The sequence below is a fragment of the Verrucomicrobium sp. BvORR034 genome (assembly GCF_000739635.1).
In the GTDB taxonomy this organism is placed as follows: Bacteria; Verrucomicrobiota; Verrucomicrobiia; order Verrucomicrobiales; family Verrucomicrobiaceae; genus Verrucomicrobium.
In genome coordinates, this window is the sequence record NZ_BATQ01000085.1 from 56,523 (window position 1) to 69,456 (window position 12,934).

The window sequence follows — 12,934 nt, forward strand, 5'->3', positions numbered from 1 at the left end:
AAAAAGGGGCAACTCGGATCACGCTGCGCCGCGGGCGGCGAGGAAGTGATCGCGCAGATGTGTAGGGCTTTCTTTGGTAAGATCCTTGGTGAGATTCACTTCGATCGCGTTGGTCCACGCCTGGGACAGGTGGGAGAGGATGGCTCCATTGATGTCTGAAGGAGCGGCGAAACCCCACTTCTTCGGGCGGTGGAGATCCAGCAGTTCCGTCAGGTGTTCGCCGATGAGGCGGATGATGCGCGTCTGTTTCTCAGTGTCCAAGTGCATGCGCTCCGCGGTGGAGTTGCCCACATGGCCGGTGCCGCGCTTCGCAAACGATCCCGCCTGATCCGTGTAGATGTCCTGATATTTCTGGTGGGCTTCGTCGATGCGGATGGTGTCGGCAAGCTGGGGCACCGAGCCGGGCTGCTGCCCATTGGCCATGAAGGTTTTGATCACGCCGCGGTCGGCGACAATGAGAAGAGGAGGCGTTTTCATGGAAAGGAAGTTCGCTCTGAAATGATTCTGAATGGGGCTGCCCCCTGGGTGTTCGGGAGGGGGAGTATTGGATGCAGTACAGGGTCTAGGAAGCTTGGGGAGGCGTGGGCGGATCAAAGCCCGCTTCGCCTCGTTCATCGAGCACTCGCCAGGAGGATTTGATCGCTTCTTTGGCGATGGACCACGGGAGACGCGAGGTGCCGCGGGTTTCCTCCCAGCGGTTCTCCAGAATGGTCTCGATGTCCTCAAACAAGGTGCCCGTTTGCCAGGCGTGCGTTTCATAGCCGAGCCGATAGGCTGGCAGGTACTCCTCGAAATCGAGAGTGGGATCCAGATACGGTTCGCTGAGATAAGCGTCGCGCCACCAGGCCTCCCAGCCTGCGGGGGCGATCGCCAGCACACCGTCCTGTGTGTCCAGCGACTCTGCCACCTCCTTGCCCATGAGCCCGCCGGTGACGCCACCGACGATGGCCCCTACGGCGGAGCCGACAGGTCCTGCAATGGCACCCGCAATGGCGCCTGCCACAGCTCCGCCGGTTGCCCCGATGCCAGCGCCCAAGGGATGGCTCCCTGGTTCGCCTGTAACGGGATCTTCATGATGCTGGTGCAGAAGCTCATCCTGGCGCTTCTCCCTTGCGACGTGCTCTGCCAGCCCTGTGGCGTCAGTAATCGTTGCCGTTTTCATGATGGCGTATGGGGTGGGGGGTTAAGTTGCAGGCAAGTAAGTCCGCAGAGGGCCGCCCGTCGCATGCCTGCGACCTCAAGAACGGTCCTGAAGGGGGAGGTGGCCGTTTTCAAAGATGAACGACGCCGTGCTCCTCACCTTCCTCGATGCGAGGCTGTCGTCCGGCGACGTAGGCGGCGGCCGACTCCATGAAGGACTTGATCTTGCGGAAACCGGAATTGTCCCAGAACTCCCCATCCTCAGGGATGACGGAGATCAGGACCAGATCGGGATCCTCAACACCGTCTGGAAACCAGACGCGAAAGGGCTCTTTCCAGATGGCTTCCGTCTTCGCGCGGTTCTCCACGAGGGTGGCACGGCCGCTCAGTGTGAGATAGGCATCGTGCTCCCTCTGGCAGATCACCAGCACACGGGTGTCCGTCTGGATCTCGTGCGCCTTGGCAGACTCCCGGTGGGTGAGGAACCAGACACGACAGTCGGGTTCGATCTGCGCCAAGGCCATCGGGCGTGCATGAAACGAGTCTGCCTGCCCATGAGTCACCAGCATCGCCGTGGAGAAGCGACTTAGCAGCCGGCGGAAATGCTCCTGCTGCTCTTCCAGGGAGGGAAGCGTTTTCATAACTTGAAATCGGATCTCAATTCCCCTGTGGCCGTCTGGTTTCGGGGTTGGGGTGCTGAGCTTTAGATCAGATCAGAGAAGCGGGATCCTCCGTGCTGTCATCACGAGCCGGGGCAGGAGGCGACGCTTTGGCCGACTTTTCCTCCTCGTCCTCCTCCTCCAGCTGTTGCCGCCACTGACGGGAAATCCAAGGGCGCACGAGGCCGTAGGCCAGGTAGGAGACAAAGAGTACCATCGGCATCCACTGCCAGTACCGCACGGTGAAAAAGAGGACCAGAATGCTCACCAGCACCCAGTGGAAGGAGCGGCGGGTGCGGAAGTTCACCGCCTTGAACGAGGGGTACTCCACATTGCTCACCATGAGGTAGGAGAGGATAAGCATCAGCACCGGCAGAGCATAGCGCCAGCGTCCGATCTCGCGATTGGACCCATCCAGCCAGAGCAGAAACAAAGTGAGGGACACGATGACCCCCGCCGCAACGGGAATGGGGCAGCCACGAAAGTGCGTGGATCCCCCCTGATGAGGCATGGCGGCAAGGCAGTTGAACCGGGCCAGCCGCATGGCCCCACAGACGAGGTAGATGCAGGCGATCAGCCAGCCCAGCCCGGCCATGGACTGCTCAAACTCGGCCAGCACAATGTCATGCATGAGCAGGGCCGGGGCTACGCCGAAGCTCACCACGTCCGCCAGCGAGTCAAACTCGCGCCCAAAGGAGGAGGACTGTCCCGTCATGCGCGCCAGTCGGCCATCCAGGAGGTCGAAGAAGCAGGCCAGCAGGATGAGGCCAATGGCCCAGATGTACCGCTGGTGGCCATCGTCCGGCTGGAACCGGCCCACAATGTGGAGTGAGGCGAGGAAGCCACACAGCAGGTTGCCCGCCGTCATCAAGTTGGGCAGGACGAAGATCCGGGGCTCGCGTTCAGCGGTGTCTGACATGGATGGGTGCCTCAGGAAGGTTGGTGGGGGCAGGACGCCCGCTGTTCATTCAAGCGGATCAGGAAATCAGCCTGGGACAGTCTCCAGTGTATCGCTGGAAAAAGCGATCACGGATGCGGCAAAAGGTGGAGGAGGGGACGGCAGGCATCGCCTGTGAGGAAGGATGATTTTGCAATGGACGGTGCGACAGGTATGGATGCGTGTCATGGACGACAAGAAAATCTTCCGTCATGTCTGGGTAACAGCTGGGACCAGTGAGCTCTGGTGCGACCTCGGTGATGAGCACCGCACCTACCGGTCCATAGAGGGACATCTGCTTCCAGAAATTGGTGTGGAAAACTTGCAACAGCATGGGCCGTGGGTATGGCCCATTTCAGAACACGAATCTGCTTTGGTAGAGGATGGTTGTGTGCTGCAGATGAGTGAGCACGGCTCCGCTGATCTGACCCTTCTGCGCAATGATGTCGCCAAGCTGGGATTGAGATGGTCGGAGACTTTGGCGCGTCTTTTTGAAGACTCCGCTTTCCAGTCGAGAATCCTCACCTGCACCGGTTGTTACCTTGAGCTCTCAGATCAGCTGGTACCCATCCCTAACTGCGGTGATTCAGGCTCCGATGGATTCCTGTTAAGATTTCTTCATGACTCGCAGTGCTGCTGCCTCTGGTATCTGTGGTTGAGACCCGAGGAACCCGCCGGGGTGGTGGCTGCACCGTACTTCTACGAGAAGGAGTATTTCGATGCCCTCCAGGATGACGAGGCGCCGGTGGAGTATGACAGGGCCTTCAAGGAAGCAGTGCTGTGTGCCCACTCCCTGGAGGAGTTTCTCTACCGGTTCTGGATCGAGAACCAGATCTGGTATGCCCAATACAGAAAGCTGCCTCTATCACCCTTGATGGCCGGCTATCTCGCCACGGCACAGGCGAACCGCCGCGCAGATGCGGCAGGCGATACTGACCGGGGGTTCGAGGTGTAATTTGACGCCGGGACTCGGGGGCTGGCCGTGAGTCTGGAGGCGGTCGCCACCCACCCCAACCCCCGGAGCCATGCGTAAAAACTTTCAATAAAACTAAACCGATACTTTATTGACGGAGCGCGGCGGTACTGGCTTTATCAGCGCCGTGAGTCCGGAATCTATCAACCTGTTGTATCTCTCCCTCGGGGCGGTTGCCGTGCTGATCTTGCTGATCGCCTGGCTGCGTCTGAATGCGTTTTTGGCGTTGTTGTTCGCCGCCCTCCTCATGGGCCTGGGCGCGGGCATGTCCCCGGCCAAGGTGGCCACGGCCTTTCAGGACGGGATGGGGGCTACTCTGGGCGGGATCGCTGGCGTTCTGGGTCTGGGCACGATTCTGGGCGGCATGCTGGCTGTCTCGGGCGGGGCTGAGGTGCTGGCCGTGCGGCTGGTGCAGATCTTTGGTCCCAAGCGGGTGCACTGGTGTCTCATGATCCTGGCGCTGGCGGTGGGTCTTACCACTTGGTTTGCCGTGGGCCTGGTCATGCTGGCGCCTATTCTCCTCACCCTGGCGAAGGAGACCAAGGAGCCCTTCCTCAAGCTCGCCATTCCCATGCTGGCGGTGCTCTCCATCATGCACGGCGTCATGCCGCCTCATCCAGGCCCGCTGGTGGCGATCGAGGCGCTGCATGCGAACCTCGGCAAGGTGATGCTCTGGGGCCTGGTGGCAGCGATTCCCGTGGCGGCCATCTCCGGTCCCATCTTTGCCAAGTGGGCGGTGAAGAACGTGCAAGCCTCCGCGCCCCCACCGGTGGCCGCTCCCTCCACCGAGAATGAACGCCCCAAGCCTACCCTGCGCGCCACCGTGGCCGTGCTGAGTCTGCCGGTGATCCTGCTCCTCAGCCAGACGGCTGTGGAACTCTGGCCCAAGGCTCCCGCGCAACTCAAGAACATCACCGGCGTCATTGGGAACCCGACCGTGGCGCTTGGTCTTTCCGTCATCTTTGCCTCGCTGCTTTTCCGCTTCACCCGTGAGCAATCCTTGAAGGTGGGCGAAAAAGCCATCGCGACTGTGGGCATGACCCTCCTCGTCGTGGGCGGCGGCGGCGGCTTCAACCGCGTGCTGCGTGAAAGCGGCGCCGCCAACGCCATCGGCGAGATGGCCTTGGCCTTCCACCTGCCCACCTTGGTCTTTGGCTGGCTCTGTGCTGCGCTCATCCGCGTAGCCACCGGCTCCGCCACCGTGGCCATCACCGCCGCCTGCGGTCTCGTGGCCCCTCTGATGGTCAACTCTCCAGGCGTGAATCCGGAACTGCTCGTCGTGGGCATTGGCTGCGGTTCACTGTTCCTGTCCCACCTCAACGATGCTGGCTTCTGGATTGTGAAGGAGACGCTCGGCCTCTCCGTCTCCCAAACGCTCCGCACCTGGACCCTGACTGAGACCCTCGTCGGCATCAGCGGCCTGCTGGTGACCCTGGCGCTGGACGCAGTGTTTTAAGCAGTTTGCGAACGATCAACCGGAGCATGTTGCTCCCCTCGTCAGCCCACTTTGACGCAAGTCAGGGTGGGCTTTTTGCTGGTTCCAATCCTCATACGAAGGTACGAAGGTACGAAGGTACGAAGGTACGAAGAGGATGGGTGGCATTTGAAATGGAGGCGGGGGTTCCAGCCCTGCTCAGTCGCAAGTGCATTTCACGACGCCTGGTGCTCCATAGACAATCACCCCTTGAAAAAACTACTGAAGGGCGAGCGCCCCGCTTGCCACGAGCGTCGCCTGACACGGCAACCAAAGCGGTCGCCCTACAACCCAGAGAGTGCGATAATAGGGGAGCGATGCGACCTCGTGGGAGGCTTGGGGCAGATCAGGACAAGAATGTCTATGCGTCTGTATACGGTCCTCCGCGCCCCACATCGCAACACCATGTGAATTGGGTGGATAGGGTCTGGATGCTGACAGCATCTCTGAGGCGGCATTGCATTTGGCACCCTGTGCAAGGTCTATGGGTAACGGGATGGCATCTAGCTATGGCCAGAAGAAGGTAAGCCTTTGGGAGCTCGGCCCCGTGCTAGCGCTGAGTTGATTGAGGTAAATCAAACCAACTTCCGGCCCAGTGGTGAGCGGCGAAACTATCAGGATGGCACTCAGGATGCCATGCTTCCCCAAGATAGTAGGGGAAAAAGATCCACGGTTCGAAGAGCAAAAAGTTCCCAGGCAGGAGCATGGCCGCTCGTTTTGATGTTCCATCGACGACGACCACCTGTCCTCTCGCGAACTCCCCAAAATATTTCTTTAGCATGTCATTGAGGAACACCGGGCCTGTTTCAGATAAAATGTCGCCACTGTAGGGTGCGCGAGAAGGGAGTTGGCTAAGCATGTAGGAGAAAAAGGGATGGTTTGCAACGGCTCCCAAAACAGCCTGGCTGGGGCGGCCCGGCAGCTCATTCCCGACAAACGCCTGCGCACCTTCTATGATCGGTTCAATGCATCGCAGGCACTCCATATCCGTGTCGATATACACCCCACCATGGCGGCAAATCACCTCGATCCTAAGAATGTCTGCTTTCTGGGCAGGTTTCGATGCAGAATAGAACAAGTGGGGATGAGAAAGTGTAGGAAGATTTGAATCGGTCCAGTGGAGGTGACGCCATCCGGGGTGATTTGATATCCAACCCTCAATCCAGGTTGCTTGATCCGCGGGCATCGGTTGCTTGCCCAGCCAGATGGTGTGGAGGATTTTTGGAATCAGATTTGCACCGTCCGACGGCAATCCGGTGGAGATCATTTTGCAATTTTAGTAAGAGATTTTTTCTATTTCGTCATGGCCTGCTCGACCTTGCTCAGTACTTCCAGTGTTTGCCTTCGTCGCTCCAGGTCGCTAGTAGAACCCTGTTGGGTGCGTCTGGCTCTGAGTTCTTTGAATACCTGAATTCTCTGTGCTTCAGGAAGCGCATCCAATCGTCTTCGAATTTCACTTTCGGCTCCGGCATCACGGCTTTTGGGCGAATCTGAAAGATCTCTGGCTTGGTTGGCTGCATATCGCACATTGACATTTTCGCCATTTATTGAAATTATCGCGGTTGCACGCAGTGGATTTGAGTTTGCCTTGACCGATACAACGCTCCAGCCGCGGGCGTCCTGTGATAAAGATAGCGTATGATTGGATCGGGTGGAGCTGTCGTAGACCGTTACAAAGGGTGCACCGTGGATAATTGCCACTCCTGTTAGAAAAATGGTTTCCTGCGGTGAGACCCGCCTGAGAAATGGAGAATCAGTCAGCATTCTCTCTGCCAGCTTCATGTCGAACTTGGACGGAGAGTATGCGTCACTGTCGTCAGCGCTCAATGATGCTGCAAGCAGCAGTGAGGCTGCATGGTAAACGAAAAGATGCCAAATTGCTCGGTGACTGGACAGATCATCTGACCTCATTTGCGAGGCAAGGGGTTCGTGGGTTGCTGCTGAAATCCTCGCTGGAAGACGTTCTGGAACTCGTACGTAAGTTTGAGGTTCCATGTATGTTGTGAACCTTTTCTAAGTGCTTCCGCAACCACCATTGCAAGCAACGCTGTGCCTTGTGGTGTCAGGTGTAGCCCGTCCTTCTGCATGAGTTCATTGGTATGGCCAGCTGGGATTGTGAGGGGGCCGACGTCAATCGACGCATCTCTTTCACAGCGCCTGTGCAAGTCGATGAGGTCCACCACGACTACGTGTGGGCGCGACTGCGCCCATTTAAGTATGGTGCGGTTTGCCTCTTCCACGTCCTCAAAGGAAGGTCTCTGGTTTGGTCGAATGATCTTGGCATTTGGCAGCCAGGGAATGTTGCCAATGACAATTGGACAACCAATAGAATCCAGGTCAGTCAATGCAGTGTTCAGAATGTGAATTCTGTCAGTGGGACTATGCTTGCCGTAGCAATGCCAGAATAGGAAATCAACTGCCAGCACCACGGACGGCTTGGCTGCCATGGCTTTATTCACCATATCATGACCCAGCCGAACAGGATCTTCGTACATTGTGCGCGATGCGAAAGACCTGGATCTGCCTGATGCATTCAAAATTGCAGCGTCGAAGTAGGGTGTTATCTTAAGCCCCGGACTTTCTGAGCCCTCCAATAGGTCCTTTATAGTAAACCCGTCGGTGAGACTTGCGCCGATTGCTACTACCTCATCAAGATTGAGCCTCGAAGTGTGCTGTATCTCTGAAGGAAGTGCCTTGGTGGCAATGTTGAAATACAAGGCTAAGAAAAGTATCAAACTGTAGAGAGTTTTCAGTCGGCGCAAAGAGCGGCAAAGAGAACGATCAACTTCACCGCATTTGCAAATACTGCTCGACATGGGCCGCTTCTAACAAAAATGCATGCATTAGGAAAGAGGAAAATATATTGCATTCGCCATATAAATGAATGCAATTATTCGAGGTTGTCTCGGGCCAAGATATTGATCTAAACTGCGAATTCGAAGCTTATAGAAGGCAACTGTCCATTCTGAATCGAATATCGAAGGGACGAATCAAACGAAGCAATGCCCTATGGAAGACCGCGCTGACAGAGGAATTGTTGTGTGTGCCGGGGGAGTAACTTATCTCACGAATGCCTATATATCGATCCGCCTGTTGCGGGAAGTCGGTTGCCGAATGCCGATCGAGCTCTGGTATGAAGGCCGCCATGAAGTGGATGACCGCGTAGTTCAGATATTTTCGCCTCTACAAGTCGAAATGCGGGATGCCTCCGCTTGGGCAAAGGTCCACGGCCACCCCGCCCCGAAGGGCTGGGCAATGAAACCATTTGCAATTATCAACAGTGCCTTTGCAGAGGTTCTGTATATGGATAGCGATAATTTTGCCGTTCGCGATCCGGAGTATCTTTTCGAGGAAGAAGAATATAGGCAAAAGGGGGCCATATTTTGGCCAGATATCAATAGGGCCGATCCATATGCAGAGATATGGCAAATAATGGGGGTATTTCCAAAAGATGAGCCCGAGTTTGAAAGTGGGCAGATTGTCGTAAACAAAAATAAATGTCTTCCTGCGCTTAAGACCGTGATGGAGATGAACTACATGTCATCTTTCTACTACCAGTATTTATGGGGGGACAAGGACACATTTAGATTCGCCTGGCACAAGCACAACCTTGAGTTTGCCATGCCCAAGTCTCCAATACAGATGTTGAGTGCTGCGGACGCTCCTGACCTTGGGGGCGTCATGTGTCAACATGATCTCAGCGGCGACAGAATCTTCCAGCACCGAAACCTTCTGAAATGGCAGTTGTATGGGTTCAATCCCGCCGTTGCAGGCACGCTGCATGACAATCTTTGCAGAAGTTTTCTTGCTGACCTGACCAGCATGTGGAGTGGTAGGATCAACAGTCCAGCAGCCGAGCCGGATGTCGCTTCAGACGGCAGGTATAGGGCTCTCCTTAATGTCGATTTGCTCGTGTCAGGGATTAGTGTGCAAAAGGGTGTCAAATGGACGGTGACGGGATGCTCGGAACGCCTTGGTGACAATCTGGCTGGGCTCATAGTAAGGAAACGAAGGGGGCGCTCTGAGTCTGGTCTTAAGGAAGATTTGGCTCGGATCAGATCCTCTGGAGTCATGCTGAAGCTTCTGGATGATGGATTGGTCCGGGGGCTGGAGTCTGCAGGCCTTTGGTACTGGGAGGTTCATTTGGATGGGGCGACCGAAAAGGTCCGCCTTTTTGGTGAGAAGAACAAGGAGGCCATTTTTGAGCCCAAAACGATCGATGACCTGCCGGTTTGGATCGGGGTAGCTGGCGAAAGTGACAGCTTCTGGCCCGTAGAGATGGCCCGTTTAGACATACTGTTTCCCACGCTCTCAAAACAACCGGGACCTGTTTCGATTGGGCACGTTGACAACCTGTCTCGAGAGGAGGTCGTAATTGTCAATGTCGAGGACGGAATTGGGGATCATGTTTTTGGACTCTATGCGGCGGTGGGTGCTGCTTCTCATGCTAGAAGTGTTGTCTATTGCACTCGGTTCGCTGATTGGTTTGATCGGGTGGTTCACCCGAACCTTAGAATCATCAAGTCCTTCAGAAAAGAGAATCATCTCGGTGCTCGGATTGTAAATTTGTCTGCTCGACCCGACATCAAACTGAGGAGCGCGAGATCAGCCGCTGCCTGGTACGCGGGATTGGTTGACCATGCGATCAAACCGTGTCGTCCAATGTCGGTTGATGCGACGGTGGATCGGGTGCCGGTCGATTGTAAACGCTATGTTGTGCTGACCCCCTTCGCCGCACATCGCGGGCGTGATTGGACGCTTTCGCATTGGACGCGACTTGTGCATCTTCTGGAGAATGAGGGGTTTCAATGCATAGTCCTCAGCACAGCCAACGACAAGGCTCGTGTGGAGGAGGCGTTCGGGATCACCTGTGCAATCTGGCTATTTGATCTGGAGCCTCAACTTGTCACCGCTTTCATGCTGGGTGCTGTCGCAGTGGTCGGCCCCGACAGTGGGATGGTCCATATTGCAGGTTTGCTGGGGGTGATTGCGTTCTGTATTCATGCTCAGCTGCCGGAGGGTTATCTTTTTGATATTGTGCCTAGCGTCAAAAGTCTGCGGCCAAAATCGAGTTGCACTGGTTGCAGGTGGCAAGTAGGTGCGGGCTACAACAAAGCTTGTGATGTTGCCTGCGCTGCTCTTGGCACTCTTGATCCAGAAGTTGTGGCCCAAGAGGTGAGCCGCCTATGCAAAGCTGGGGATGGGGCGCCGCTGGGCCGCAATTTGAACGACCGCATACCTACGGTGACACGTTCTGGAGTTCAGACACCGGCCGGTGAAATCCCGGTATTTGCTGGATTCTACTCTCGCAGTGGAAATCTTGATCACGATTTCGAGACATACGCGATTGAGAAACTGTGTCCGGACTTGAAGGGATACTGTGATATTGACAACATTGAACACGAACCGCGCAATTGTGTGTTGTTGTTGAGTGGTGGTTTGAGAGTTGATTTTGACAAGTTGAGCAAAAACAAGAGGGTGGCCGCTGCGTATTTGGCTGTGCATTTTGAAGCAGATGACAATGAGCTATATCGGGCTCGAGATTATCTGATGGAGTGTGCTCCCATAGGTTGTCAAGATGAAGCCACTGCGCTCCGATTAGCCAAACTTGGAATCGAGGCGGACGTCATTGGCCCGTTGGTGCTCGGAATCACGTCGCAAATCGAAGAGCGCGTTCGGGAGGGCTCGATCGCCATCGATCTTCCGGAAACCGCGGCGCTTCCAAAGTTTGCAAGGCGACTGACTCAGAGTGGGCCAGTCAACAGCCATCCGAACTATATGAGGAAGTACACGCGGCATCGTCTTGATGAAATTAGGTCTGCGCGACTCGTGTTTGCAACAAGCATGCAGGTTGCAGGCGCTTGTCTGGCGCTTGGGACCCCCGTAGTATTGTCGGGAGATTCCGCCATGAGAGCGTCAGAAGAATGGAAAGGGATGATACCTTTGCGCGAGCTAAGTGATGGCGGGCCGCTCAAAAGTGTGCTTCTCGACAGCTCTGTCCGGGAGCGAATGGTGGCGCTTCAGAAAAATTTTGTGGAGAAGATAGTCAGAAATGCGAAGGTCAGGTTGGGTCGGAAATGTAGCTGTGCCCAAGATCGTCATGAATTGTGTAGTATTCAGGTGTGACAGAGATACGGCACTCTGGCGCACCAGGTGATCTCAGTTTCAGAAGGGAATGCCTCGTCAGGCGGGTGCCGTGTGCGCAGGCTAGCAATTGCAGGTCCACTGGTTGTTTCAGTTCTTCGAAGATTTTGAGGGCCTTTTGAGCTCCACTATAGGTGACGATGTAGGCTTCAGTTCCGCATCCGGGGACCAGCGGGAGGTAGCGATGAGATTGTAGATAGGCTGCTAGTTGAGGTTCTGTTTCAATGTTGGTGGGCAGAAGACCGCTCACCCTGTCGCCGATGAAAACGAAATCTGTGTCATTAGGCCAAGCGGGCTCAGACCATTTTTTCAGAATTCTGGCGTCATCTTCAAAAACAAATGTGTACGGAAGTGACTCGAGAAGAATCCTTTTCCAGATCAGGACATGAGAAAGTGCGCAGGCGATATTTCCGGGCGACACGGTGGGGCGGCCGATGGCGTCAACAGTGGTGCGAATGGATGCGGAAAAATTTGACTGGTCTTGGACGAGGCAGTGCGAAGTATTTGAGGAAATGACCTTTAGGTTGCATTTGTTCACCGCATCAAACTGTTTGATGTCCCATCCATGATTTCTCGCATTGGAGAAGAAACGTGTGCGTCTTTCAGTGGCGTGGTCGAGGCTGATGACAATACCTTGCATGGAGAAATTGATATGAAATTGTTTTGTAACACGCAAGTGCAATCAATGTGCTTGTAAACTATTCCCGCGACATGATCTATTTATCTGCGAATGATCGAAATCTTGGCGAGCACATGGATCTCCGTGTTGTCATACGGCGAATGGGTAAGGGGAGGATCTTCTGGCTGGATGAGGCTGTTGCGAATTCTGAGTATCGAAGTCTTGTCTACAAAGAGATCGATGGTTTGGTGCCAGTTGTTGCCGGTGGAGGGACATTGATGCCCTATTTTGAGCCCTTCTGGAAGGGGTTGCCTTGTGATCAGAAACTTTGGTTTGTTGGTACTGGGGTGTGTTTGGGCCATGGCCAGAGTGCGTCGTGGTTGCCTGGGGAAAATCAGGTGGACTTGCGTTCCAGGTTCAGGGGGCCTGTGGCGCCTGGAGTGTTTGAAGATCAGGACTTCCTGCCTCCTCCGGGTCTTCTTTTTAGAGTTCCGCGGTATCAAGGCAAATATGTGCTTTCGGTTGTGCATCCTGATCTGATTGATGCTGGGTGGCAATACATTCTGGCTGAGAAGGTTGCCAGAAAGTTGGGTTTGGGGGTCGTTCAGTGTGAGAATCAGTTGGAAGACAGATCTCGGTACTCTGAGGCTGAACTGGTGATCACAAGCCGGCTCCATGGGGCGGTAATGGCCGCCGGCAACGGAATCCGCTGTTTTGCGTTGTCGCGAGATCGAAAGATGGACTGGTTTTGTTCGTCGGCAAAGGTTGCTTGCGTTGTGATCGATGATTGCCACCCGGATATTGTACCAGATGATCTGGTAAGTCTTGCAAGTTCAGCAGAAGTTCCGTCTGCGAGAGAGTTGGAAGCCAGGCTGGGAAAATATTTTGATCAGTATTCCGTTCGGTTCCAATAGTCGGCGACCCTTTGGTGATCAATTTGCTGCGTGGTGTGTGAATGAACTGAAGGGTGATCGGGGAAATGGGAAAT

12 protein-coding genes are annotated in these 12,934 nt (G+C 55.3%); 4 read left to right on the forward strand and 8 right to left on the reverse strand.

All coding sequences use genetic code 11. From position 1 onward, the window contains the following. Positions 1-18: 18 nt before the first annotated feature. From BV034_RS36050 to pssA, 4 genes are all read right to left on the reverse strand, one after another. On the reverse strand, positions 19-477 hold the full coding sequence (locus BV034_RS36050; RefSeq protein WP_050027763.1) for a host attachment protein: 459 nt from the start codon (positions 475-477) through the stop codon (positions 19-21). Positions 478-562: 85 nt separating this feature from the next. Next, complete coding sequence (locus tag BV034_RS36055) at positions 563-1,162, reverse strand: glycine zipper domain-containing protein (protein ID WP_050027764.1); 600 nt, start codon at positions 1,160-1,162, stop codon at positions 563-565. 109 nt (positions 1,163-1,271) lie between these two features. After that, the gene (locus BV034_RS14730) at positions 1,272-1,781 is read right to left on the reverse strand and encodes a pyridoxamine 5'-phosphate oxidase family protein (protein ID WP_050027765.1); all 510 of its coding nucleotides are present in this window, start codon (positions 1,779-1,781) and stop codon (positions 1,272-1,274) included. Between the two features lie 67 nt (positions 1,782-1,848). Beyond that, a complete protein-coding gene (pssA, locus tag BV034_RS14735; RefSeq protein ID WP_050027766.1) occupies positions 1,849-2,718 on the reverse strand; it encodes a CDP-diacylglycerol--serine O-phosphatidyltransferase in 870 nt (289 codons plus the stop codon). Between the two features lie 205 nt (positions 2,719-2,923). Here pssA and BV034_RS14740 point away from each other — a divergent pair, with 205 nt between their 5' ends. Continuing rightward, positions 2,924-3,691 (forward strand): hypothetical protein, encoded by a 768-nt coding sequence (locus BV034_RS14740; protein WP_050027767.1) that lies wholly within the window; start codon positions 2,924-2,926, stop codon positions 3,689-3,691. Positions 3,692-3,836: 145 nt separating this feature from the next. Beyond that, positions 3,837-5,165 carry a gluconate:H+ symporter gene (locus BV034_RS14745; RefSeq protein WP_265593018.1) on the forward strand — a complete coding sequence of 443 codons (1,329 nt, stop codon included), beginning with the start codon at positions 3,837-3,839 and terminating at the stop codon, positions 5,163-5,165. A gap of 568 nt (positions 5,166-5,733) precedes the next feature. Here the strand turns inward: BV034_RS14745 and BV034_RS14750 are convergent. The 3 genes from BV034_RS14750 to BV034_RS14760 all read right to left on the reverse strand — a co-directional run bounded on the left by BV034_RS14750 (position 5,734) and on the right by BV034_RS14760 (position 7,999). Beyond that, entirely contained in the window at positions 5,734-6,450 is a 717-nt protein-coding gene (locus tag BV034_RS14750; protein ID WP_050027769.1) for a glycosyltransferase, read from the reverse strand. A gap of 26 nt (positions 6,451-6,476) precedes the next feature. Next, on the reverse strand, positions 6,477-6,965 hold the full coding sequence (locus BV034_RS36060) for a hypothetical protein (RefSeq protein ID WP_265593019.1): 489 nt from the start codon (positions 6,963-6,965) through the stop codon (positions 6,477-6,479). A 125-nt stretch (positions 6,966-7,090) separates the two neighbouring features. Next, a complete protein-coding gene (locus tag BV034_RS14760; RefSeq protein ID WP_265593020.1) occupies positions 7,091-7,999 on the reverse strand; it encodes an SGNH/GDSL hydrolase family protein in 909 nt (302 codons plus the stop codon). Between the two features lie 193 nt (positions 8,000-8,192). On the opposite strand from BV034_RS14760, the gene BV034_RS14765 reads away from it, so the two are divergent. Then, positions 8,193-11,309: a glycosyltransferase family 9 protein gene (locus BV034_RS14765; RefSeq protein WP_081887831.1), complete on the forward strand. Its 3,117-nt coding sequence runs from the start codon at positions 8,193-8,195 to the stop codon at positions 11,307-11,309. On the opposite strand, the gene BV034_RS34780 is transcribed toward BV034_RS14765, so the two are convergent. Then, positions 11,245-11,967 (reverse strand): glycosyltransferase family 25 protein, encoded by a 723-nt coding sequence (locus BV034_RS34780; RefSeq protein WP_081887832.1) that lies wholly within the window; start codon positions 11,965-11,967, stop codon positions 11,245-11,247. The genes BV034_RS14765 and BV034_RS34780 overlap by 65 nt on opposite strands. A 71-nt stretch (positions 11,968-12,038) precedes the next feature. Here BV034_RS34780 and BV034_RS14770 point away from each other — a divergent pair, with 71 nt between their 5' ends. After that, positions 12,039-12,860 (forward strand): polysaccharide pyruvyl transferase family protein, encoded by an 822-nt coding sequence (locus tag BV034_RS14770; RefSeq protein WP_050027773.1) that lies wholly within the window; start codon positions 12,039-12,041, stop codon positions 12,858-12,860. The last annotated feature ends 74 nt before the right edge of the window (positions 12,861-12,934 follow it).

Coding starts and splice junctions, on each gene's coding strand:
- BV034_RS36050 (WP_050027763.1), bottom strand. CDS start 477: ATGAAAACGCCTCCTCTTCTCATTGTCGCCGACCGCGGCGTGATCAAA.
- BV034_RS36055 (WP_050027764.1), bottom strand. CDS start 1,162: ATGAAAACGGCAACGATTACTGACGCCACAGGGCTGGCAGAGCACGTC.
- BV034_RS14730 (WP_050027765.1), bottom strand. CDS start 1,781: ATGAAAACGCTTCCCTCCCTGGAAGAGCAGCAGGAGCATTTCCGCCGG.
- pssA (WP_050027766.1), bottom strand. CDS start 2,718: ATGTCAGACACCGCTGAACGCGAGCCCCGGATCTTCGTCCTGCCCAAC.
- BV034_RS14740 (WP_050027767.1), top strand. CDS start 2,924: ATGGACGACAAGAAAATCTTCCGTCATGTCTGGGTAACAGCTGGGACC.
- BV034_RS14750 (WP_050027769.1), bottom strand. CDS start 6,450: ATGATCTCCACCGGATTGCCGTCGGACGGTGCAAATCTGATTCCAAAA.
- BV034_RS36060 (WP_265593019.1), bottom strand. CDS start 6,965: ATGAAGCTGGCAGAGAGAATGCTGACTGATTCTCCATTTCTCAGGCGG.
- BV034_RS14760 (WP_265593020.1), bottom strand. CDS start 7,999: ATGTCGAGCAGTATTTGCAAATGCGGTGAAGTTGATCGTTCTCTTTGC.
- BV034_RS14765 (WP_081887831.1), top strand. CDS start 8,193: ATGGAAGACCGCGCTGACAGAGGAATTGTTGTGTGTGCCGGGGGAGTA.
- BV034_RS34780 (WP_081887832.1), bottom strand. CDS start 11,967: ATGCAAGGTATTGTCATCAGCCTCGACCACGCCACTGAAAGACGCACA.
- BV034_RS14770 (WP_050027773.1), top strand. CDS start 12,039: ATGATCTATTTATCTGCGAATGATCGAAATCTTGGCGAGCACATGGAT.